Below are 23,628 nucleotides of genomic sequence, written 5' to 3' on the forward strand. Positions count from 1 at the left end.
AAGTACAAGTTTTTGTCGTACGCACCGTCTCGGCGCGCTATGGCGAAGAGTACACCTGCGCCAGCAAGGCCGCTAAAGCGCGGACTATTCGGTAGTGGTCGTCGTGAACCAGTCCAGCGATGGGTGCAAGGTGACAACACCGCCAACAATAATCAGGGTAGGAGGTTGTAACTCAGCCACTTCCTGCTTTCCACATATTGTAGCAAGCGTGCCGGTGACAACGCGCTGATTCTGAAGGGTAGCGGATTGCACCAGTGCGATCGGGGTGTGTTCGGACAATCCGTGCTCAATAAGCTTTTGGCAGATAATCGGCAGGCCGGTAAGCCCCATGTAAAAAACCAGCGTTTGTTCAGGTTGCGCCAGCGAATCCCATTTCAGGTTGATCGTATTGTCTTTGAGATGCCCCGTGGTAAACACAACCGACTGTGCGTGATCGCGGTGTGTCAGCGGGATCCCTGCATAACTTGCTGCGCCACTGGCTGCAGTAATACCCGGAACAACCTGAAAGCCAATACCGGCGTCTATCAGTGTTTGGATCTCTTCACCACCACGGCCGAAAATAAAGGGGTCGCCGCCTTTTAATCGCACCACCCGGTTCCCTTTCTTCGCTTCGCGAACCATCAGCGCGTTTATTTCCTCTTGCGGAAGGGTATGGTTGCTGCGTGCTTTACCGACATACACTTTTTCCGCGTCGCGGCGAACCAGCTCGAGTATTTGCGGTGACACTAAGCGGTCATAAACTACGACATCTGCTTTTTGCATAAGGCGGAGTGCTCGGAAGGTTAACAGATCCGGATCACCTGGCCCGGCACCCACCAGATATACCTGGCCTTCCGGCTTGTTGTTCTCCGCCGCAGCCTGTAGTGCAATTTCAAAGGCATTGTCGGCTTTATCTTCCTGACCTTTTTCCACCAGTTCAGCAATATCGCCATCCAGCACATCCTCCCAGAAGTAACGTCGGGCGGTGACACCGGACAGCGTCTGTTTTACTTTCTCCCGGAATTTTTCTGAAAACGCGCCCAGCCGGCTTAGGTTAGCCGGTAATACCGTTTCCAGTTTTTGTCGCAGGTAGCGAAGCAAAACGGGAGCAACACCGCCGCTGCTCATCGCGACAATGATAGGTGAACGATCCACAATCGAAGGAGTAATGAACTGGCAAAGCGGTGTGTTATCTACCACGTTTACCAGGACTTTCTGTGCTCTGGCCAGATCGTGAACGTGTTGATTTACTGCATTATCATCGGTGGCCACAAATACCATATCCTGCTGATGCAAATCGGTATCGATGAATTTACGCTCGATAAGCGTGACGTTAGGATCTTCCGACAGCTGCTTTACCGTGTCGCACACCCACGGTGCCACCACCGTGACGGTCGCAGGGGTTTTCATGATCAACTCAAGCTTGCGCGCAGCCACTTCACCGGCACCTACAATCAGGCAACGAAGGTTTTTGGCATCAAGAAAGAGTGGAAAGTAGTCCATGAGATCAACGTGCTAAAACAAGAATTGGCGCTATTTTGCGCCAATTCTTATAAGTTAAAAAACAATTTATCGCGCCAAGTTATTTTAAAAAGTTATAACGAGACGGCGGAGTCGTTGTTATGAGCGTTTCTTACGCGCGCCCTTATTTCCGTCTCGACTTCCGTCCCGGCTGTCGCGGCGTTTCGGCGGCGTGTCTGACCATTCACGAATGTTCAGACGCTGACCGGCAACGCGGGTGCCGGTTAACAGGTCGCGTGTTTCACCTGGCATACCGGCAGGTAAATCGACGGTACTGAAATTATCGTAAATTTCGATAGCACCAATGTTCTTTGAACTGATATTTGCCTCGTTAGCAATGGCGCCAACAATGTTACCTGGTTTCGCACCATGCGCATGACCTACCTCGATACGGTAGCGTTGCATACCTTCTTCAGGACGGCGCTGCGTGCGCGGGCCCTTACCTTTACGGTCGCCGCGTTCGCCACGGTCACGTCCCTGACTGCCACGCTCTTTATCGCGTGGTGGCTTGCTGTTTAGGTCCGGTCTGTCGCCTTCTTTAAGCAACAGAGGTTCATCACCCTGTGCAACTTTAATCAGGGCGGCAATCAGTACTTCCGGTGACGCTTCAGACTCACTTTGAATCATGTCCACAATTGGCATCAGTGATTCGAGGTTGTCGTCTTTGGTGGCTTCCAGTACAGATTGTTTGAATCGCGTCAGACGGGTTTCATTTAGCTCGCTGATAGACGGGATCGGCATCTGCTCGATAGTCTGACGTGTGGTTTTCTCAATAGCAAAAAGCAAACGTTTTTCGCGGTGTGAGATAAACAGAATCGCGTCGCCGCTTCTTCCTGCACGACCGGTCCGGCCGATACGGTGAACATAAGACTCGGTATCGTATGGAATATCGAAGTTAATCACGTGACTAACGCGCTCAACATCCAGGCCGCGGGCTACAACATCGGTGGCAACCAGAATATCGATTTTGCCCTGCTTCAGTTTATCTACGGTACGCTCACGCGCAGACTGCGGAATATCCCCGTTCAGAGGTTCAACATCAAAACCACGTGCGGCCAGCTTTTCAGCCAGCTCAACGGTCGCCGTTTTGGTGCGCACAAAGATGATCATGCCGTCAAACGGTTCCACTTCCATGATGCGGGTAAGTGCTTCCAGTTTGTGGTGCTGGGCAACCTGACAGAAACGCTGGCGAATGGTGCTTGCCGTGCTGACTTTAGACGCAATTTTTACGTGCTTGGGATCTTTTAAATAACGCTGCGTGATTTTCTTAATCGGTCCGGGCATGGTCGCAGAGAAAAGCGCAGTCTGACGTTCAGCCGGTGCGTGGCTTAAGATCAGTTCCACGTCATCAATAAAGCCCATTCGAAGCATCTCATCCGCTTCGTCGAGTACCAGAAACTTAAGGCCGCTTAAATCCAGCGTTTTACGTTTTATGTGGTCGATAATACGACCAGGTGTGCCGACAACAACCTGGACACCGCGCTTTAACTGGCGAATTTGGTTGTCATATGACTGGCCACCATACACGGGCAATACTTTAATTTTCTTGCTGAAACTGGCGTATACCTGGAACGCTTCGGCGACCTGAATCGCCAGTTCACGGGTTGGAGCTAAAACAAGAAGTTGCGGGCTTTTTTCGTCGGCATCAATATTTGCCAGCATTGGCAAGGCAAAAGCGGCTGTTTTGCCGGTACCGGTTTGTGCCTGACCCAGCAGATCATGACCCTGCAGTAGCAACGGAATGCTTTCTGCCTGAATTGGGGAGGGTTTCTCGTAGCCAACTTTCTCTAAGGCTTGTAAGATGGGTTCAGGTAGGTTGAGGTCGCTAAATGTCAATTCGACAGTAGTGGTCATTAAGGGTCCTGGTGCTAAGGCGGGCGCTGCGTCGGGATGACTTGCCGGCAAAGGTTGCAAAACCTGTATTATATTAGAATAACGGACGAGTTGCCATGCAATGTTGCATACTCTCTCCAAAGGGAACAAGAATTATAATTATTAGTAGGTGTACAGGATGAATAAAACAGGCTTCATGAGACGGTCTTTGCTCTCGGCAACACTGGCCGCATGCGTAATCACTGGCCTTACCGGTTGCAGCGAAAAAACGGTGGAAGAACACCTTCAGGCAGCCAAAGCCCATATCGACGCTGAAGATACTCAGGCTGCCGTCATCGAATATAAAAATGCCATTCAGCTTGACCCTAAGGCTGCGCAGCCACGATTTGAGCTGGGTAAGCTTTATCTGACACAGGGCGATTATGCCGGTGCAGAAAAGGAGCTGAACCGGGCGATGGATCTTGGGCAGCCGGCGTCAGACGTTATTCCGTTGCTGTCTCAGGCCTACCAGCGAACCGGCGCGGAAAATGCCCTTGCTGATGTTGATCATAAAACCGCCGGGCTTTCCGCGGTTGAAAAAGCCGAAGTGGGATTTTATAAACTTCAGGCACTGATGCAGCTGGAAAAAAACGAAGAAGCTGAAGCCTTACTGGAAGAGCTGTCTGGGCTGGATACGGCCTCGGTGTATAAAGGTCTTATTGACACCTATTCATCCATTATCCAGAAAGATTATGAAACCGCCCTGACCCAAACTCAGGCGTTACGAGAGCAGGCCCCGTCGAACAAAGATGTGCTGATGCAGCTGTCGAGACTTTATCTGATACTTCAGCAACCCGAAGAAGCGGTTGAGGTTTATCAGGCCTATATCGACCGTTATCCGTCTGATATCACCAGCCGCTTTGCACTGATTTCATTATTGATTGAGCTTAGACAGCTCGACGCCGCGAAGCCTCACGTAGATGAACTGCTGAAAATTAATGACGATCACGGACTACTGAATCAGTACAAAGGCATTATCGCTTCTTCTGAGGGCGATTACGAAACCGCGCTGATGCGCCTGGAAAAAGCGATTCAGAACGGTCGTAACGATCCGGTTGTACGTCTCATCGCCGGATTCAGCGCCTATCAAATGCAGGACTTTGATGCCGCCAGCCGCCACCTGACGATGATTGCATCGCAACTGCCGGACAATCATCCGGGGCTGAGAATGCTTGCTGACAGCCTGCTCCAGCAAGGAGAGAGTGAAGATGCTACCGCCATACTGGACCGCGTTGAGGGTGGCATGCAGGAAGACGCAGCATTGTTCTCTAAAGCCGGCTTCCAACTGCTTCGAGAAGGCAATATCGTCGATGCGCAGAAAATGGTCGACCGTACTGAGACGGTCAGCACAACGTCTGACGATTTAGCGCGTCTGGGCATATTGCAGTTATCGTTAAATAACGTAAGTGGGTTGGTGAATCTGGAAGCGGCAGTAGAAAAAGCGCCGGAATCCGTCGCTACTCAGCGCACACTGATGACAGCCTATATTGCCACCGGCGAGCTGGAGAAAGCCCGTGCACTGGCGGAGCAAATCAGGGAAGCCAAGCCAGAAACCGTGCTTCCCTATGTTTACCTTGCCGATATCAGCTTGCTTGAGGGTAACCTTGAGCAGTCACAAAGCTACCTTTCACAAGCCAAAAGTGTCGACGCAAGCGCACCAACAGTGAGGATGCTGGAGGCGCGGTATGCGCTGGCCAACGATAATCAGGAAAATGCAGTTAGCGTGCTCAATGCGCTTATTGAAGACACACCTGACAACGTGGAAGCCATCACGCTGCTGTACTCCATTAAAAAGGAGAACGGCGGAGAGTCTGTGGTGCGTCACGTTGAACAGCGGTTGAAAGCCCGCCCTGGTAACCTGGCAATGCGCATACTATTGTCGCGGATGTATTTTGCAAACGACAAGCTGGACAGCGCACTGGCAACCTTAAGCGAAGTGAAGCCAGATAAAAATACACCAATGACGTACTGGAACCTTAAAGGTCAGGCTTTGGTGAAAAGTAATGATGTAAAAGAGGCAACTGCGCATTTCAGCCAATGGCTGGAGCTTTACCCGCAGGACAAAAACGCCGCATTGGGGATGCTTCTCATCCTGGATGTTCAGAATAAGTTTGCTGATGCGATTTCACTAACCGAGGCGTTTCTGAACAAACGTCCCGATTCGCAAATTCGGGTGTTGAAGGCTTATTTTCACGCCATGAACAGAGAGCCGCAGAAAGCCCGGAACATTATTGAACCGTTGCCTGACAATGTGAAGTCACTGCCGTTTGTACGCGGCATTCTCGGTCGAGTATTGGTACTGGAAAATAAACCTGCGGAAGCCATTCCGCATATACAAGCAGCCTATGAGGCGAAACCAAACGAGCAAAACGCTCTGTTACTGGGCACTGCTCACGAGCTTGCGGGGCAGGGTGAGGAGGCGTTGGAGTTTTTACAACTGCATGCTAACGCCGAACCGCAGGACATCCGCGTGTATATGCTGTATGCCGAGCGTCTTATTCCCCACGACAGGAATAAAGCGAAGCTGGCTTACGAGCATGTGCTGGAACTTGTGCCGGATAACTACGTGGTTTTGAATAATCTTGCGTATATCTACTTTGAAGAAGGTAATCTGGAAAAAGCTGAACCGCTGGCAGCCCGTGCTGTTGAGCAGCAGCCCAGAAATCCGGACATCGTGGACACGCTTGCGCAAATCGAAATGAGCCTCGGGAAAACACAAAAAGCATTGTCGCTGTATGAAGGGATTGCCAATGAGCGTATTCGCTCTGATGATGTTTTTCTTAATTACGTCGAGGCACTGCTGTTGACGGATAAGACTGCGCTGGCGAAACGCAAGCTGGAAGACCGTACATTAACGTCGCAGGCAGCAATCTCACGTCTGGAAGAGATGAAGCAGACGTTCGGGCTCTGATCCGCTTCAGTCAGGTTAGGGCCACGTGCGTAGCGAACCATGGCCCTGACAGATGAGGCACGTATTCTTTGTCAGGTGATACGGTAGGATGCCAATTTGGGCAGGTAGTATGTCGTGGTCTTTAGGTATCAGGCAGATATCCCGGCAATTTTAGCCGTCCACCTGGGTGTTCTTAGTCGTCAGGACGCGCTGCCGGTATACTTAAGGATGAAATAATTAGAGAAAGGGAGTTGATAACTCCCTTTTTTCTTACTCGTTCTCTTTCCCGCCTTGCTTGATGGTATGCAATTCACGTCGCATAACCCGCAACTCCTCCATGACATCCTGTAATGTAGGCTCGTTATTTTCTTCCGCCTCTTCTTTTCTGAGCTTCTCGTTTTCCTGCTCCATGACATTGACCACAATACCAATAACCATATTTAAAAAGGCAAATGCGGTTAAGAAAATAAAGCTGATATAGAAGAAGGGGCTCAACGGATAGACTTCCATCGTTTCATACATAACATCAGTCCAGTCTTCAAATGTCATAACTCGGAACAAGGTTAGCAATGAGATGGTGATGTCACCCCACAGCGTCGGGTTGATATTTTCAAACAAGGTGCTGCCTATCGCTGCGTAAATATAGAAAATAATGAACATCAGCAGCATAACGTAGCCAAGCTGTGGCAGCGCCTTTACCAGCGACACCAGCAACAGCCGCAGCTCCGGGATGATAGATATCATCCTCAGGACGCGAAATACTCTGACCAGGCGTGCTACCAGCGCCAGCTCGGTATCGTCCGCAGGAATGAGCGAGACAATAACAATGACGGTGTCGAACCAATTCCAGAAACTCTTGAAGAAATTGCGCTTACGCTTCTCGCCGAGGAAGCGAATGGTAATTTCGGTGAGAAAAAATGCGCTGATAAACCAGTCGAGAAACAACGTGACGGTGGCGACACCGGCAGGCATATCGTAGGTCTTAGCGCCAACCAGTAATGCAGACGCAATAATGACGACGATAACAAACGTCTCGAATAATTTGTTCGCTCGAATACGTTCAAATTTTGCTTGAAGAACAGAGGCTTGCATTTCTTATTTTTCCACCTGGGAATCGCTGGGGTTGATAGGATGGTTTATCGGTTTCGAAACCACCTGCTTGCTGGCTGCATTATCATAAAGAGCAAACAGAGACCGTTTCATGGACGAAAAACATAAACTACGTAAGGGATGAGGTTTCACCTCGCCCGATTATCAGGGGGGATGCGAACAAGTCCAAAGCGACTTTGCTGTGTGCCAGCGCAGCCAAAGACGTATTCATCTCTTCCCGGAAGGATTGTAATCTTACCCGCGATAACGCTCAACAGTTGAAATGCGAAGTTCTGGCAACACCGACAATACATTCTCTCTCGTAACGTTAAAATTCGAACGAAAATGGCGTGCTCGGTATCATCACCTTTACCCAAAATGGCCTAATACACAGGGTAAGATATTTTTTCATCAGATTAGTATCGCACAGCATTTTACGATGGTAGTGAACTGTACTGTCAGTGAGAGTGCGACGGCGTTTGTTGTCACCTGGCAAGTAAGACGTTGTTCCCGGGCAGGGACGCATAAACTGGTGTGAGGTGACGTGAACTAAGTGAAAAAACGGAGAGACTTATGCAGTCTCTCCAGCATAATATTATTCCGCTGAGACCGGCTCCAGTCCGCGGTTGATTTGCTCAATGTCTTCGTTAGTCAGTGTTCCTGCAGCCTCTTTCAGGCCAACAACAGACTGGATGAAGTCGTAGCGTGCACCGGCAAGATTCCGGCGTGCATCGAATAGGTTACGTGTGCTGTCCAGAACATCTACGATAGTACGGGTACCAACATCAAAGCCGGCTTCTGTGGCTTTTAATGCACTTTCTGCAGATACTACAGCTTGTTCCAGCGCCCGGATCGTAGAGATTGCGGCTTTCACATCATTGTAAGAGCTGCGCACTGACTGCACGGTTTCACGGTAGGTCTGCTCAGCCTGCTGGCTTGCCGCTACGTACTGGTAACGTGCCTGATCGGTCTGGGCGCTTACACGCAGGCCCTGGAAAATAGGTACACTTAACTGTACGCCAACGCTGTAGTCATCCAGAGAAGGAAGCGAGATGTCACGGCCCTGACTCTCAAAGTCACTTTTGGTTCTGCCGGCTGAAGCATTTAACCCCAGTGTTGGCAGGTGACCTGCGCGGGCTGACGAAATGTCTTCTTTCGCAATATCTACCGCCAGTTTATCAACTAACAGTGCCAGGTTCTTATCCTGTGCGGTTTCCAGCCAGGATTCTACGGCATTGGGGGTAGGTACCGATGCTGAGAAGGTGCTGGTGTCCAGGCCGTAAAGACGGTCATGGTACTTACCGGTAATCACGCGCATCGCTTCCAGTGCCGACTCAAGCTGATTCTCAGCCTGAATTTCCTGAGCGACGGTGTTATCGAAATTCGCCTGCGCTTCGTGAACGTCAGTGATAGCCGTTAAGCCCACTTCAAAACGCTGACGGGTTTGTTCAAGCTGGCGTTCAATAGCGCGTTTTTCTGCACGAACAAAGTCTACGTTATCGCGTGCACGCAACACATCAAAGTAGGCTGTGACGACGCGGACAATCAACTGTTGCATGGTGGCAGCATACTGAGCATCGCTTTGCTGAGCGACTTTCTCGGCGCGATCCAGTCCAACCCAGTTCGCATGGTCGTATAAAGACATATCCAGATTGAGCCCGTAAGACAATGTCTCGGTATCTGAATCAATGATGTTGATAGCCAGCGTGCCGTCATCATTTTGGGCAAAGTCGGTACGCTCTGAGCTACCCATTGTGTAGCCGACTGAGCCTGAAATCTGGGGTAACAGGTTCGCACGGCTAATAGAAATACCTTCATAGGCGGCATCGCGTTGTGCTTTCGCCTGGTTTACCAGCGGATCATTGGCCAGGGCCTGTTGGTAAACCTGGAGTAAATCATCGGCTAATGCGGATGAGGTGATTCCCATGCCAATCATCAGCGACAGTAGAGTTCGTTTCATGCTTGCGCCTTCCTGTTTGTAAAATTTTAGTCCCTGGGACTGCTAATGGTTGAAAGTGTATGAAAATCAACGGCAAACCAACAGCCTAGAGTGGTAACAGTCTTTGTTCAACTGTAACAGAATATGTTTCCACACCGGTTTTGATTCAAAAATGCACCTGGATGGGCTTCTTGATTTATCCAGAATGAAAAGCTTGGAGCGCAGGGCACGCATTCACAACGGGCTTTCCAATCTGTACTATGCATCATAAATCTTTTACAGGCAAAAGTGACTGCTAATGAGCAAAGAAATCCCCGCATTTACCTCAAATGATGTGGAAATAACTGATGTTACTCCGGTATATAGTGGCTTTTTTAAAATGCAGCAGTATACCTTTCGCCACAAACTTTTCGCTGGCGGCTGGAGTGGCGACGTAAAACGCGAGATTTTTGAACGTGGCCATGCAGTGGGTGTCTTACCCTATGATCCCGAGCGCCAGGAGTTTGTGTTAATCGAGCAGGTAAGAATTGGGGCGCTGGCAACATCTTCAAGCCCATGGCTGATAGAAATTATCGCCGGTATCATTGATAAAGGGGAGACGACCGAATCAGTGTGTCACCGTGAGGCGATGGAAGAAGCCGGAATTGCCTTACAGCACCTGACTCCTGCCTGTAGTTATCTGTCAAGCCCAGGGGGCACAACCGAGCGTTTACACATTTTTGTGGCTCAGACCGATGCTTCAACGGCTGAAGGGATCCACGGACTTGAGGAAGAGTCAGAGGATATTCGCGTTCACCGCGTTGCAGAAAAAACTGCCCTTGAATGGCTGAAAAACGGCCATATTGACAACGCAGCGTCGATAATTGCGCTACAATGGTTTTTCTTACATAAATCCGAACTTATGGAGCAGTGGCAGTCACAGTGACTCAATCAACGCGCAAGTACGTCCCCCATTTACCCACCATGCAAGCGCTCGGTGAGCTGAATTATACGCATTTTATGCGGATTCTGCCTGACTGCGATACCGAAGAGCTGTGCTATCAGTTTCGCGTGGGTAAATCGTTGTGCTATGCCATAACCATCACTGACTCTGCGCGCTACACCAGCACCTTAACGATAGAGCAGCGTCATGCTGCAGGGCCCGCGTATCTTAAGCCAGCCATGACGGTACGTTTGTATCATGACGCCAGAATGGCAGAAGTGATAAGCAGTCAGAATACAGGCGCATTCAAGCCGTCATATTCCTATCCAAACAGTAAGATGCGTCAGCGCAATGAAAAGCATATGGTTAATGTTTTTCTGGCTGAATGGCTGGATTTTTGTCTTAAGCAAAAGCCGCAGGTGATGACGGAAGCGTGAAGCGTCTTATACAGATAAGCGATTGTCACTTGCTTGGCGATCCTTCACGATATGCTTACAACATCAATCCTGCAGCATCGCTGCAAGCGGTATTATCGAATCTGATGCAAGCGTCACCGGATATGCTGATAGTCACAGGCGACATCAGCGGCGATGATTCTGTACAAAGTTACCGCTTATTTCTGAGATTACTCACCGACGCTCTGGGTGACACGCCCTGGTATGTGATACCCGGAAACCATGACGGAAATCCCTCGTTTGAATCCTTGCTGGGTCACAAGCAGCTGCGCGCCGGCAGTCCGGTCAGCCTGGGCAACTGGCAGATTCACGGTATAGATACACGTTTTAAAGGCACGTTGGGGCATGCCAGCGTGTCCGAACTGGACGCAGTAGCCAAAGTGATGCAAGCAAATCCGCAACATCACCATTTGCTTGCCTTGCATCATCATATCCGGCCTTCTGACAGCTGGATGGACAAGCATTATCTGACTAACGCTGACGACGTAGCGAAGTGGATTGCCCGGCAGTCCGGGCTGCGTGCAGCGATACACGGACATATTCACGCGCAAGACCATTATCCGCTTTCTGACTGTACAGTGATATCGGTGCCATCGACGTGCTGGCAATGGGCAATGCAGCCGGACTTCGGGGTAGCCGACACACAACCCGGATACCGCGAGTTATTGCTGGGGGATGATGGAAACTGGACGACAACAATCAGGAGACTCCCTTGACACATGTGCTGTACCTTCATGGCTTTCTTAGTTCGCCACAATCCGTAAAAGCACAGGCGACCAAAGCCTGGTTTGAAAAGCATCGCCCGGATGTCACACTGCATACCCCGCAGCTCTCAAATTATCCGGCTAAAGTGAAAGCACAGTTGCTCGATTTGCTGGATACACAGCCCGCTATCAGAGAGGGTGGTTTGAAAGTGATTGGCAGCTCGATGGGCGGCTTTCTGGCCACCTGGCTGGTTGAATCCTTTGGTGGAAAAGCGGTGTTGGTGAACCCTGCGGTTGCACCCTATGAATTGCTTAAAGACTTTCTGGGTAAACATGTAAATCCGTATAGCGGCGAAGAGTTTGAACTGGTGGCCGATGACATGCAGTTTCTGCGTGATCTTGATTCAGCCGAAATCCGTCAGCCAGAGAGCTATCATGTGATGCTGCAAACCGGCGATGAAACACTGGACTATCGCGAAGCAAAACAGAAATATAAGGCCAGTGCGTTGGTGGTGGAAGAGGGCGGCGATCACAGCTTTACTACCTATGAAACGCATCTGCCTGCCGTTGCCTCGTTTTTGCTGGAGACGTGAGTGCGGATTGTCTGATGCCGTCGTCAGAAGGCGTAAGCGCAATCTGACCGGGAGCGTCTGGATGGAGGCGTCAGCCTGTTTTTGCTGGCTACGTCAGCGTATCTCAACAGGCCGGCGGTCTGGTTTACGATAGAACACAGTGGGGCATTGCCGGTATACCAAACCCCTGATAACATCATCAAAGAAATGACCTCTAACTGCGCGCAACCATAACGATAACTATGTCTAATCAATATAATTCTGATGCCATTGAGGTGTTAAACGGCCTGGAGCCTGTCAAACGTCGTCCTGGCATGTATACCGATACCACTCGCCCGAATCACCTTGGGCAGGAAGTCATTGATAACTCCGTAGATGAAGCGCTGGCTGGTCATGCTACGAATATCAAAGTCATATTGCATGAAGACCAGTCGCTGGAAGTTATCGACGATGGTCGGGGAATGCCGGTAGATATTCACCCGGAAGAGAAAATATCCGGTGTGGAACTGATCATGAGCAAGCTTCATGCGGGCGGTAAATTCTCCAACAAAAATTACGAGTTTTCCGGTGGTCTTCACGGCGTGGGGATTTCGGTAGTCAATGCGTTGTCGAATCGTGTTGAGGTGACAATTCGTCGCGACAGTAATGTGTACCAGATTGTCTTTGCCAGCGGAGATAAAATTGAAGAGCTGCAGGTAATCGATACCTGCGGTAAACGCAATACCGGTACACGGGTACATTTTTGGCCTGACCCGCAGTATTTCGACTCGGCAAAGTTCTCTGTCACGCGACTAAAGCATAACCTGCGAGCCAAAGCGGTGCTTTGTCCGGGCCTTCGTATTCGCTTTGACAACAAAATTGCCAAAGAAACCGATGAATGGTATTTCGAGGATGGGCTGCGCGATTACCTGTACCAGGCCGTTGAGCAATATGAAACTGTGCCTCAGGATGATCCGTTTGTTGGTACTTTCAGCGGTAACCATGAAGCTGCCGACTGGGCGGTAATGTGGCTGCCTGAGGGCGGTGAACTGGTTACTGAAAGCTATGTGAACCTTATCCCGACAGCACAGGGCGGAACGCACGTAAACGGATTGCGGCAGGGGCTGCTGGAGTCGATGCGCGAGTTTTGTGAGTTTCGTAATCTGATGCCACGCGGTGTGAAATTATCGCCTGATGATATCTGGGACCGCTGTGCCTACATTCTCTCAACGAAAATGCAGGATCCGCAGTTTGCAGGCCAGACCAAAGAGCGTTTATCTTCTCGTCAGGCATCGGCGTTTGTTTCCGGTGTGGTAAAAGATGCATTCAGTCTGTGGCTCAACCAGCACACTGATATTGCCGAGGCGCTCGCGGAAATGTGTATTAGTAACGCACAGCGCCGCTTGCGTCAGAATAAGAAGGTGGCGCGCAAAAAGGTCACGCAGGGACCCGCATTACCGGGCAAACTGACAGATTGTTCATCTCAGGATATCTCAATGTCAGAGCTGTTCCTGGTGGAAGGGGATTCTGCTGGCGGGTCGGCTAAACAGGCACGCGACCGTGAATATCAGGCGATCATGCCGCTGCGAGGAAAAATCCTTAACAGCTGGGAAGTGGATTCTTCGCAGGTGCTTGGCTCACAGGAAATACACGATATTTCTGTGGCGCTGGGCATTGACCCGGATTCAACAGATCTTAGTGGTCTGCGCTACGGCAAGATCTGTATTCTTGCTGATGCTGACTCGGACGGGCTTCACATCGCAACATTGCTATGTGCGCTTTTCGTTAAACATTTCCGAACGCTGGTCGATAATGGCCACGTGTATGTTGCGATGCCGCCGCTGTTCAGAATTGATGTCGGCAAGGAAGTGTTTTACGCCCTCGATGAGGGAGAAAAACAGGGAATTCTGGACCGCATTGAAGCGGAGAAAAAGCGCGGTAAAGTGAATGTTCAGCGGTTTAAAGGTCTGGGCGAAATGAACCCGATCCAGTTGCGTGAAACGACAATGGATCCGAATACCCGCCGACTGGTGCAGCTTACCTGTGATGACGCTGAGGATATGCTGGAGCTGATGGACATGCTACTGGCAAAAAAACGCTCTGGCGACAGAAAAACCTGGCTGGAAAGCAAAGGCAATATGGCGGAAGTCGTATAAGCTTGTTTTCGTTCAGCTATGTCTCTTCGTGGTATGTCTTGCCTGCCACGAGGCGACTCTCAATAGTAAGCTAACGGAATCTGATGAGTTATCGTGGCGGCGAATGTATTGACACCGTACACCTTCTCCAGGCTGTGCAATTGCCACGATAACGCGCTAAACCGTTTGATATGAAAAAACCTTCATTTTCATGCGGGATCCCTTTTGGAATGTGTAGACCGATTTTTTACCTCCTGGTCGTTTCTCAAAGGTATTTCGTTATAACGGTAACAAGTTTTAAAGCATAAAAACACGAAACCTCTGATAGTGCCTGACAGCATGAGATTCACTTACTTAAAGAGGTATAAAGTGCTGTCTGTTTTGTGAGCAATTGTTTAATGTCACGGCGTAAAAAATTGTGCTACCGTCTCGTTTTAGACTTAAGTCTAAGATGAATTAACCGAAGAATTTTAAGAATAAGTGAAAGGTCAATCTGACAAGATGGAAAAGGACACCGAAAAAGCAGAAAAGCACTCACAGAAAGCACCATTTGTCGTAGGCGTGGGCTCTTCTGCTGGTGGTATTGAGGCGCTGATTGGGCTGGTTTCAGGGCTCCCCGATGATCTCAATGCGTCATTAATTGTTGCACAGCATCTTTCACCCAGCCACAAAAGTCAGATGGCGGATATCCTCTCCCGTGAAACAACGTTTCCGGTAAAAGAAATCAGTCACGGCATGGTGGTAGAAAAAAATACGGTTTACGTGGGTCCGCCCGGCCGCCATATCCTCTTCCGTAACGGTACCTTGCATCTTGAGAAAGAGCCCGCTGAAATCGCGCCCAAACCGGCAGTGAACCTGCTGTTCGAAAGTCTGGCCGATGAGTTGGGTGATCATGCAATAGGGGTGGTGCTCTCCGGAACGGGCAACGACGGCTCACGTGGTCTGAAGGCAATAAAGAGTGTTGGCGGTTTTGCGCTGGTACAGGATCCCCGGTCCAGTAAATATGACGGCATGCCGCAGTCCGCACTGGAAACGGTAGATGTAGATAAAATCCTTGAACCTGAAGATATCGGTCAGGAAATTGCACATATTTCGCAGAACTTTGCGCGCAGTTTCTTTCCACCTTCAGAAGAGGCCAGAGCCGAATTGATGTCAGCGCTTTACAACAAAATTCGTGAAGCGACAAAAATTGATTTTAGTTTTTATAAGCAGTCTACGCTATTGCGGCGGGTTAACCGGCGGCTGATCGCAACTCAAAAGAGTAGTCTGACTGAATACCTGACTTATCTGGATCAACATCCTGAAGAAGTGACCGCGCTGGCGAAAGAGCTGCTTATTTCAGTGACAGACTTTTTCCGCGATAAACACGCATTCAAAGCAATCAGAGGTTACATCTCCGACATTATTGAGCGTAAAGGCGAGTCGGACAATGTTCGGGTGTGGGTGGCAGGGTGCGCCACTGGTGAAGAAGCGTATTCGATTGGAATTTTGTTTCTGGAAGAAATCGAGTCGCAGGGCAAGTCATGCAAGCTTCAGATCTTTGCTACTGATATTGACGATCACGCCTTAGCCGTCGCCCGTAAAGGGGCTTACAGCCCGCATGCCGTAAACAGTCTGGATACGGATCTGGTCGATAAGTATTTTAAGCTGACGAATGATGCGTATTATCCGAATAAAAAGCTACGCGATGCCATCACCTTTTCGCGTCAGGATATCACTCGCGATCCACCCTTTTTACATGTGGATATGGTGTCGTTCCGTAACGTGCTGATTTACTTTAACAACGAACTGCAACACCGGGTGTTGTCGTTGTTCCGATATTCGTTAGTCGATGATGGCGTACTGTTCCTGGGAAAATCCGAGTCTATCGGCCTGAAGGAAGAGTTTTTTGTGCCTCTGGACAGGCGCAGCCGTATCTTTAAGGTAAGCGAAAATACTAAGCCACCTGTTGTCCCTAAGATGCTGAAAAGCAGCATGCCCGCCCCCCGAATGAAAGAAGCGGTAAGTAATAGCTACGAACGCATCTTTACTAATGGGGTGCTGGAGGAGTTTGGGCCGTCCATTCTGATTAATTCACGGTTTTCGGTGCTTCACTCTCATGGAAGGTTAAAGCCATTCATTAATTTCCCGTCCGGCGTGCCAGAGCTAAATCTGTCCAAGCTGATTACCCCGGAGTTCTCCGCAGAACTGATTTCTGCCATGAACAAAGCAAAGCGCACCGGGGATATCGCTGTCAGTCGCAGCCGAAAAGTCGAGGCGGATCACGATCGTCCCTGGAAGCTGGCGGTGATCCCACTGGAAAAGCGGGACGCAGAGCACTACCTGATCAATTTCAGGGAGGCCGAATCCGCCACACCGGTGGAAGACAACAGCGATTACGATATTGACAATGCGGATGTGGCCGAGCTGATCGCGGCAAGAGAGCAGCTACAAACGCTGACCGAAGAAATGGCAGCGTCAGCTGAGGAGATGCAGGCGCTGAATGAAGAGGTTCAGGCCGCAAACGAAGAGCTGCAGGCGAATAACGAAGAGCTTGAGGCCACAAACGAAGAGCTTCAGGCGACCAATGAAGAACTCATCAGCGTAAACGAAGAGAGTATGAAAAAGTCGTCAGAACTGGCGGCGATTAATAATGAGCTCGAAAGTGTCTATAACACGCTGGATTTCCCCATCCTGGTATTTGACACCGATCTACGCCTGAACCGAACGAATGATGCGGCAAATCGACGCTTCCATCTGAATAATGGCTCGTATCAGCGTATGTTCGGGGATTTAAATCTGCCCGATTATTTTGAGGATATTGGACGGCGCATCGGCAACACGCTGCAGACTGGAGCAAAGACCAACATTGTCATAAAACCCACGTCCTCAGAGACTTACAATGTATTCATTACGCCGGTGTTTAATAATCGTCATCGCATAACCGGTGCCATATTGGTTATCATTGATAATTCTGAACTGGTTATGGCGCACGAGCGCATTGAAAAAAGTCAGGAGCAACTGTTATCAATAATGAATAACTCGCTGGCGGTAGTGGCGCTAAAAGACAATTCCGGGCGCTACGAGTTCGTGAACGCCCGTTTTGAAGACATTTTCGGCGTTGAAGCCAAAGACGTGTTAGGTAAAACCGATTTGCAGTTATTCGAGCGCGACGTGGCTATCAGCTTTCGCGAAAAAGATCTCGATACCATGCGAACGCTGACACCTGTCAAAACAGTGGATGAGTTTGACTTAGGTCGGGGCCGCATTGTCCTTGAAAGCGTCCGCTTCCCCATCTTCGACGCTGAGGGAACTATCAAGTCAATCTGTACACAGGCTACGGATATCACAAAGAACCGACACGCTAACGAGCAGTTAAAGCTGGCCGGTAAACTTTTTGATCGGGTTGGCGAGGCCATTCTGATCACAGATAAAGACGAAACAATTATCACCAGTAACGATGCGTTTGCCGAATTCACCGGATACTCACTAAGCGACATCATTGGTAAAAAGCCCTCTTTGCTGGCATCGGGTCAGCATACCGATGAGTTTTATCAGAACATGCTCGATACGCTTGACGAAAAAGGGTATTGGCAGGGCGAAATCATTAATCAGCACAAAAATGGTCAGGAAATTCCGATGTGGGTGACGATCAATAAAGTGCGCGATGCCAACGGCGAACATCAGAATTATGTGGCCACTTACAGCGATGTTAACGAAATTAAGGGGGTGCAGAAAAAAATTGAATTTCTGGCCACGCATGATGAGTTAACGAAGCTACCTAATCGCACGGTCATGACTGAGCGTCTGGACTTTATGATCAGTAATGCGAGCAGAACCGGCACATTATGTGGCGTGATGTTTATCGACCTGGATGATTTCAAGCAGGTGAACGATAACCTTGGACACAACGTTGGCGATGGCTTGCTAAAGCAGGTTACCCGGCGTTTGCAATCCTGTACTCGCGATACAGATATGCTGGCCCGGTTAGGCGGCGACGAATTTGTGGCACTGATACCGGCGAACGACTTGAGCGAAGTAGACGATGTGGCAAAACGCATCATCGACCTGATCGATAAACCGTTTGATATTCACGACCATGAATTGCGGATTTCTGCCAGCGTCGGTATCAGCGTTTATCCCAATGATGGTGAAAAACATCAGGCTTTGCTGAAGCATGCAGACGAAGCGATGTACATTGCCAAGCAGAAAGGCCGCAATCAGTATCAGTACTTTACTCAGCAGATGAAAGAAGACGCAGACAGGCGACTTAAGGTTGAGCGGGCTATTCGCGACGCCCTGTCCAATGATAGCTTTGAGGTGGTATTGCAGCCTCAGGTTGAGGTGCTCACCGGGGTTATCGTAGGAGCTGAAGCGTTACTGAGAAGTGATGATGACATACTGAAATCGCTACCGGCATCAGAGATGATTGATATTGCCGAGAAAAGTAAGCTTATCGACAGTGTGGGTATGCTGGCGTTAGAGAAGGTGGTGCAGATTGCTGCACACCAGGAAAAGTGCGGGGTGAAGTTGCCGCAGATAGCAGTCAATATTTCCACGAAGCAACTGAAAAAGCCCGAATTTGCGACAGAGGTTGGCGATATGCTCAGAGAGCATAAGGTGCCTGCCAGTGCCATCAAATTGGAAATCGCCGAAAATGCCTTGCTGCACCGTATGGATAAAATCAAAGGAACGTTAGAGGCGCTTTCCGAGATGGGCATTGCACTTAGTGTTGATGACTTCGCCTTAAATCAGTCCTCCCTGATCTATTTACGCAAGCTTCGTATAAGTGAAATAAAGATTGATCGTGATTTTATAAAGCACATTGCTGATGACGATGACAGCCGGGTTTTGACTCAGGCCTTCATTAAAATGGGAGCGGCGATGGGATTGAAAGTCGTGGCCGAAGGGGTCGAGGAAGAAAACCAGTTCGTCGTATTAAAAGACTCAGAGTGTGAAATTGCTCAAGGTTATTATTTTAATGAACCCATGACACCGGATGCGTTTATGACGTTGATTAAAGAATCGCGCAACTCATCGACATGAGCGACGCTCAGCTAAGCATCGATGACGTTGTTGCTAACTGTGAAAAGGAACAGCTGCATTTAAGCGGGCAAATTCAAAGCTTTGGGGCGCTTCTGGTAGTAGACAGTGAGTTGCAGGAGATCCGCTATGCCAGCGTCAATACCGAGGATATTCTGGGTATTGAGGCCGCCACGTTGATCGGCCAGTCATTGACCGGACAGTCCTGGTTTGATGACGTACTTTGCACCGAAATCGGGAAGAGTGAGGGAGATCGTGTTTGCCGGTTTGACCATCAGCTGGATGGCAGGGTCGTCAACCTTCGGGTATTACGTGGTGACAATACGTTTATTGTGGAAGTCGAGCCGGTCAACGAGGATGGTAGTCACTGGTCATTATCTGAACTGAGAGCAATGCTCTATCCGCCGGCAAATAACGAGTGGGGGGCTAAAGATTACTGGAATCAATTGCTGGCCGCCATTGCCTCCGTGTTACCTTTCCATCGCTTGTTGCTTTATCGGTTTGAAGAAGACTGGACAGGCGAGGTTATTGCCGAACAGGCCCGAGAGAACGATATTCAGTATCTGGGGCTGAAGTTTCCTGCGTCAGATATTCCACAAATCGCCCGCAAGATGTACTTTGAAAACCCATCGCGACTGATAGATCACGTTGACCAGCCACCTGTTGATCTGATAGCAGATTCTGACGCTCCGCCAGACCTGACCTGGTCTGATTTACGCAGTGTGTCTCCTGTGCATGCCCAGTATCTCAGAAATATGGGAATTACGACGTCGTTTTCTATCCCGATTATCCTTTCAGGTAACCTGTGGGGCATAGTGTCGTGTCATCATCCGTCACATTTATATGTCGATGCACAAAGCCGTTACCAGTCTGAACAACTGGTAAAACATTTTTGTTCCATCTATGCCACTTATCTGTCGCGACAGCGCTTATCACTGCTATCCACTATCGATGACAAAATCAGCAGCATCACGGCACAAATGTCGCTGCTTGAGGGCTCTGACGAAGCGCTGAATCTGCTGTTAAATGAAACGACAGACACCTGCAACGGCAGCTTTTCAGCGGTGGTCATGAATGGAAGCTGGACCTGTTCAACGGATGACACAGATATTTCGCTACTGAACAGCATTGATAAGCACTTTCGCCAGGACACCTCTGATTATATCCTCAGTGCGACCAACGTACGGGCACTGCCTGGTCTGGAAAGTGTCGAAGAGGCAGATGTCAGGGGCGCGTTGGTGATAAAGCTGGACCATTCACGCGAAAACACCCGGCTTTACATTTTTCGCGGTCCGGAAAAGCAACTAGTTGAATGGGCTGGCAACCCGGACAAGTCGAAGGCACAGGTGAATGAAACCGGCGCACTGTCTCCTCGTCAGTCATTTGAAAAGTGGACAGAAGTAAAAGGCGAAGCGTCGTTACCGTGGTCTAAATCAGACGTTCTGTTTGCGAAAAAAGCGCGGGTAGGCCTGATGCGATTTTTCAATCATATACGCCGGAACGGCTAGTAGGGTGAAGTACACAACACGTCAGGGAATGCTATGGCTTTAACAAAAACAGTTACCTCCGCAACCACCGTTATTTTGTTTGATCATGATGGTACCCTCATCGATTCTGAAGCAACACATTACCGGCTGTGGCAGGAGGTGCTTGCCCCCTACGACATCACATTGAGCGAAAATTTTTACTCTGCAGAAATGGCCGGGATCCCGGTGAACCAGAACGCGAAAGATGTGGTCAGACACTTCGGCATGAAGGTCGAGCCACAGGTGCTCGCCGATGCCAAGCATGAAAAAACCAGATTGTTTTTGCAGTCGCAGGCGTTCCCGTTGATGCCTTTTGCAAAAGAGACAGTTAAGGCCTGCGCTGAAGCCGGTTATACACTGGGGATTGTCACCGGTGGCAGCGGCCTGTCAGTGAAACGCACGCTGGAAACCTATGAGCTTGCTCAGTATATAAAAACCGTAGTCGCGGCAGAAGATGTCGAGCACAGTAAACCTGCGCCAGACTGTTACCTCAAGGCTGCTGCACACCTCAACATGACGAGCGAGCAGTGTATCGCAGTGGAGGACACACAGCATGGTCTCGAGGCAGCCATCAATGCGGGAATGCGTTGTGTAGTGATACCGACTTCACATTCGGAAAAGCACGATTTTCGCACCGCAAGCTCGCAGTATTCGTCACTTCAGGAATGGGTTGAAGCAGAGATCATCTCGCACTAACCATTTTAAGAAAATTCAAACTTTTAAACGCTAATCAGGTCTATAGCCACGACGTTGCCGTTGCAAATTTTACGCTCATGACAAAAAATACCCTTTATTCCCCTGACTTCCGGATACGCTTTCAATGATTTTTCGCACGCTGCTTGCAGTTATGGCGTTGCTATTTTTGCTGTCGGTAACAGCGATTGTCCTTATTGTAGAAAACGAGCCTCTGGTAAATGCCTCTGCCCCGGAGCAAGTAAATAACGCAGACACGGTAAATGGATTACTGGCGCAGCTGGAACGTAGTCTGAAAGACCGGCACCAAAGTCAGCAGTTGACCATTACCGAATCGCAGTTTGATTCTCTGGTTGGTTTTGTGCAGCGAGCCTCTTCTGACTTTCGCGGACAAGTGAACCTTACACCTGAAGTCAGCGCCGTTTACCTGACACTGGCGCTGCCTTATACCGGCGGGAATGGGTTTCTCAATGTCAGTATTGAGGTAGTGCCCGGTGACAGACTGATTATCGATGAGGTGCGTCTGGGCGACCTGACTGTGCCTGGTTCGCTGGCCTTCAGCATTACTGAGTGGCTGGTCAACACATGGACGCAAAGTGATATCGCAACCTATGCGCGTACCCAGGTAGAAAGCGTGTCGATGACGCATGACGATGTCACAGTTAGCCTGGCACCATTGGATGGCTTATTGAAACGCCTCAATGAAGTGAAAAACGGACTGACGGTTGAACAGGATACCGAATTACGCGACCTTACCGCGTATTACCTGCGCTATATTTCCTGGCAGGATCTGTCGATTGATTCCCAGTCTCATTCTCTGGCCGATTATATGCAACTCACGTTAGCCCGGGCCGGTCAGCGCAGTACGCCGGAAACTGCACCGCTACACAACAAGGCGGCGATTCTCGCGCTAGCGGTCTTTGTTGGGCATCATCGCATTGCAAATTTTGTTGGCGATATTCAACCCGACGCCGAGCGCGCGCTGAAGCCAGCCAAACCCGCACTGCTTCGCGGCCGCGAAGACCTGGCCCGACATTTTATCATTTCTGCCGCGCTAAAACTGTTGTCAGAACAGGGCGTGTCGCTGGCTATCGGTGAGTTCAAAGAACTTATGGACAGGGCTATGGGCGGCAGTGGGTATAGTTTTGTCGATCTTGCTGCAGATATGGCTGGCGTCGAGTTTGCCAGCGTGGCTACCGATCCTGACAAAGCGGTAGAAGTGCAGAAACTAATTGGTTCAGTCAGTGATGAAGGTTTGTTTATGCCGCCTGTTGAGGGGCTTCCCGAAGGGCTCAGTAAGCAAAAATTCGAAGCGATTTACGGGCAGGTAGACAGCGAGAAATACCTCTCAGAAGTCAGTGAAATAAAACAGCGTCTGAAGACGATTGCACTTTATGCTGAATAGGGGCTACTGACCTTTATATGTCCATTTTTGCAGCGAACTGCTTCGGTGCAGGCAGGGAAGCGTCCATGCTTTATAGTTACTGCACATAAGCAGAGCTTAGACTGCAAACATATGCTGCCCGGCGTGCGCTTCATAAGCGCATTTTGCACAGCAATGCTCGTTATTCTTTCAGTCGGGCTAAATCACACTCCCCGTGCCTTGCTGAACATTTGCCTGGGTTGCACAGAATTCGTAAGTTAAGGGCCAGCAGACCCTGGAGGCGGGTCAACGTAAACGTCAGAGTCAGACTGGGCTGCCGCTATCCCTTCGTTAATGTGGCCTGGAAGTGCGCCAGCGTTGTCAGCATCATTTCAATTTTTTTCACCAGTGCCGGCAAAGCCGCTTTCGCCTCGTCATCATTCATGTCTTTAAGCGCCTGCCAGTCACGTGTGACCTCTTCAACATAGGGGCCGAATCGTTTGGCTTCGGTATCAAAACCGGCTTCGGCAGGGAAAATGGCAGCAAACTTGCCCTTTTTGTCCTGCTGCAGGCGATCCAATGCCTGGTCTGCGTCGATTGACTTACGATACAGGGTTTGAATGGTGTCCTGAAGCTGCTGATGAATTTCTTGCATGTGATTCCTGAAAAAAGTGAAAAAAAGATCTAAAGGTTGTTAAGTGCCTGTCGATAACAGTTGAGGTGGGCAATTCTGCCTACTTTTTAACTTTGCGACAAGCAACAAAGGAAACTGGTATGGATCTACAAGGTGCTAACACCTCTGGAACGTCCGGTGCGTCACTTGAGTTGGCTTCTCTTAAATTGGCTAAAAACCAGCAAAAACAAGAGGGACAAGCGACGCTTCAGCTGCTGGAATCAGCCGCTGACGTACCAAAAAGCACTTCGGCAAACCCTGCGGTAGGCGCCAACATTAATACCTACGCGTAAG

16 protein-coding genes are annotated in these 23,628 nt (G+C 49.7%); 11 read left to right on the top strand and 5 right to left on the bottom strand.

Translation table 11 applies throughout. The annotated features are described in order from the left end of the window. Positions 1–84: 84 nt before the first annotated feature. A complete protein-coding gene (gene cysG, locus JKP77_RS12830; protein WP_218311633.1) occupies positions 85–1,482 on the bottom strand; it encodes a siroheme synthase CysG in 1,398 nt (465 codons plus the stop codon). Between the two features lie 117 nt (positions 1,483–1,599). Then, positions 1,600–3,354: a DEAD/DEAH box helicase gene (locus JKP77_RS12835; protein ID WP_218311634.1), complete on the bottom strand. Its 1,755-nt coding sequence runs from the start codon at positions 3,352–3,354 to the stop codon at positions 1,600–1,602. Positions 3,355–3,511: 157 nt separating this feature from the next. On the opposite strand from JKP77_RS12835, the gene prsT reads away from it, so the two are divergent. Next, the gene (prsT, locus tag JKP77_RS12840; protein ID WP_218311635.1) at positions 3,512–6,283 is read left to right on the top strand and encodes an XrtA/PEP-CTERM system TPR-repeat protein PrsT; all 2,772 of its coding nucleotides are present in this window, start codon (positions 3,512–3,514) and stop codon (positions 6,281–6,283) included. Between the two features lie 249 nt (positions 6,284–6,532). Here prsT and JKP77_RS12845 read toward each other — a convergent pair whose 3' ends face one another. Both JKP77_RS12845 and tolC read right to left on the bottom strand, forming a co-directional pair. Next, positions 6,533–7,354, bottom strand: coding sequence for an ion transporter (locus JKP77_RS12845; protein ID WP_218311636.1), 822 nt, complete (start codon positions 7,352–7,354; stop codon positions 6,533–6,535). Positions 7,355–7,946: 592 nt separating this feature from the next. Then, positions 7,947–9,311 carry an outer membrane channel protein TolC gene (gene tolC / locus JKP77_RS12850; RefSeq protein ID WP_218311637.1) on the bottom strand — a complete coding sequence of 455 codons (1,365 nt, stop codon included), beginning with the start codon at positions 9,309–9,311 and terminating at the stop codon, positions 7,947–7,949. A gap of 277 nt (positions 9,312–9,588) precedes the next feature. Between tolC and nudF the strand changes: the two genes are divergently transcribed. From nudF to JKP77_RS12895, 9 genes are all read left to right on the top strand, one after another. After that, positions 9,589–10,215, top strand: coding sequence for an ADP-ribose diphosphatase (gene nudF, locus JKP77_RS12855; RefSeq protein ID WP_218311638.1), 627 nt, complete (start codon positions 9,589–9,591; stop codon positions 10,213–10,215). Between the two features lie 38 nt (positions 10,216–10,253). Continuing rightward, positions 10,254–10,649: a DUF1249 domain-containing protein gene (locus tag JKP77_RS12860; protein ID WP_218311693.1), complete on the top strand. Its 396-nt coding sequence runs from the start codon at positions 10,254–10,256 to the stop codon at positions 10,647–10,649. Continuing rightward, entirely contained in the window at positions 10,646–11,383 is a 738-nt protein-coding gene (locus JKP77_RS12865; RefSeq protein WP_218311639.1) for a metallophosphoesterase family protein, read from the top strand. The genes JKP77_RS12860 and JKP77_RS12865 overlap by 4 nt, the downstream gene beginning before the upstream one ends. Continuing rightward, entirely contained in the window at positions 11,380–11,964 is a 585-nt protein-coding gene (locus tag JKP77_RS12870; protein ID WP_218311640.1) for a YqiA/YcfP family alpha/beta fold hydrolase, read from the top strand. The genes JKP77_RS12865 and JKP77_RS12870 overlap by 4 nt, the downstream gene beginning before the upstream one ends. Positions 11,965–12,185: 221 nt before the next feature. Beyond that, a complete protein-coding gene (parE, locus tag JKP77_RS12875; protein ID WP_218311641.1) occupies positions 12,186–14,078 on the top strand; it encodes a DNA topoisomerase IV subunit B in 1,893 nt (630 codons plus the stop codon). Between the two features lie 459 nt (positions 14,079–14,537). Then, complete coding sequence (locus JKP77_RS12880; RefSeq protein ID WP_218311642.1) at positions 14,538–19,082, top strand: EAL domain-containing protein; 4,545 nt, start codon at positions 14,538–14,540, stop codon at positions 19,080–19,082. Further along, positions 19,079–20,587, top strand: a complete 1,509-nt coding sequence (locus JKP77_RS12885) for a GAF domain-containing protein (protein WP_218311643.1) — start codon at positions 19,079–19,081, stop codon at positions 20,585–20,587. Before JKP77_RS12880 ends, JKP77_RS12885 begins: the two co-directional genes overlap by 4 nt. Positions 20,588–20,620: 33 nt before the next feature. After that, positions 20,621–21,301, top strand: coding sequence for an HAD family hydrolase (locus JKP77_RS12890; RefSeq protein ID WP_218311644.1), 681 nt, complete (start codon positions 20,621–20,623; stop codon positions 21,299–21,301). Positions 21,302–21,425: 124 nt separating this feature from the next. Further along, positions 21,426–22,703: a YfiM family lipoprotein gene (locus JKP77_RS12895; protein WP_218311645.1), complete on the top strand. Its 1,278-nt coding sequence runs from the start codon at positions 21,426–21,428 to the stop codon at positions 22,701–22,703. 298 nt (positions 22,704–23,001) lie between these two features. On the opposite strand, the gene JKP77_RS12900 is transcribed toward JKP77_RS12895, so the two are convergent. After that, on the bottom strand, positions 23,002–23,316 hold the full coding sequence (locus tag JKP77_RS12900) for a hypothetical protein (protein WP_218311646.1): 315 nt from the start codon (positions 23,314–23,316) through the stop codon (positions 23,002–23,004). Between the two features lie 119 nt (positions 23,317–23,435). On the opposite strand from JKP77_RS12900, the gene JKP77_RS12905 reads away from it, so the two are divergent. Beyond that, positions 23,436–23,627, top strand: a complete 192-nt coding sequence (locus tag JKP77_RS12905; RefSeq protein ID WP_218311647.1) for a hypothetical protein — start codon at positions 23,436–23,438, stop codon at positions 23,625–23,627. The last annotated feature ends 1 nt before the right edge of the window (position 23,628 follow it).

The organism is Alteromonas antoniana (genome assembly GCF_019249295.1).
GTDB lineage: Bacteria > Pseudomonadota > Gammaproteobacteria > Enterobacterales > Alteromonadaceae > Alteromonas > Alteromonas antoniana.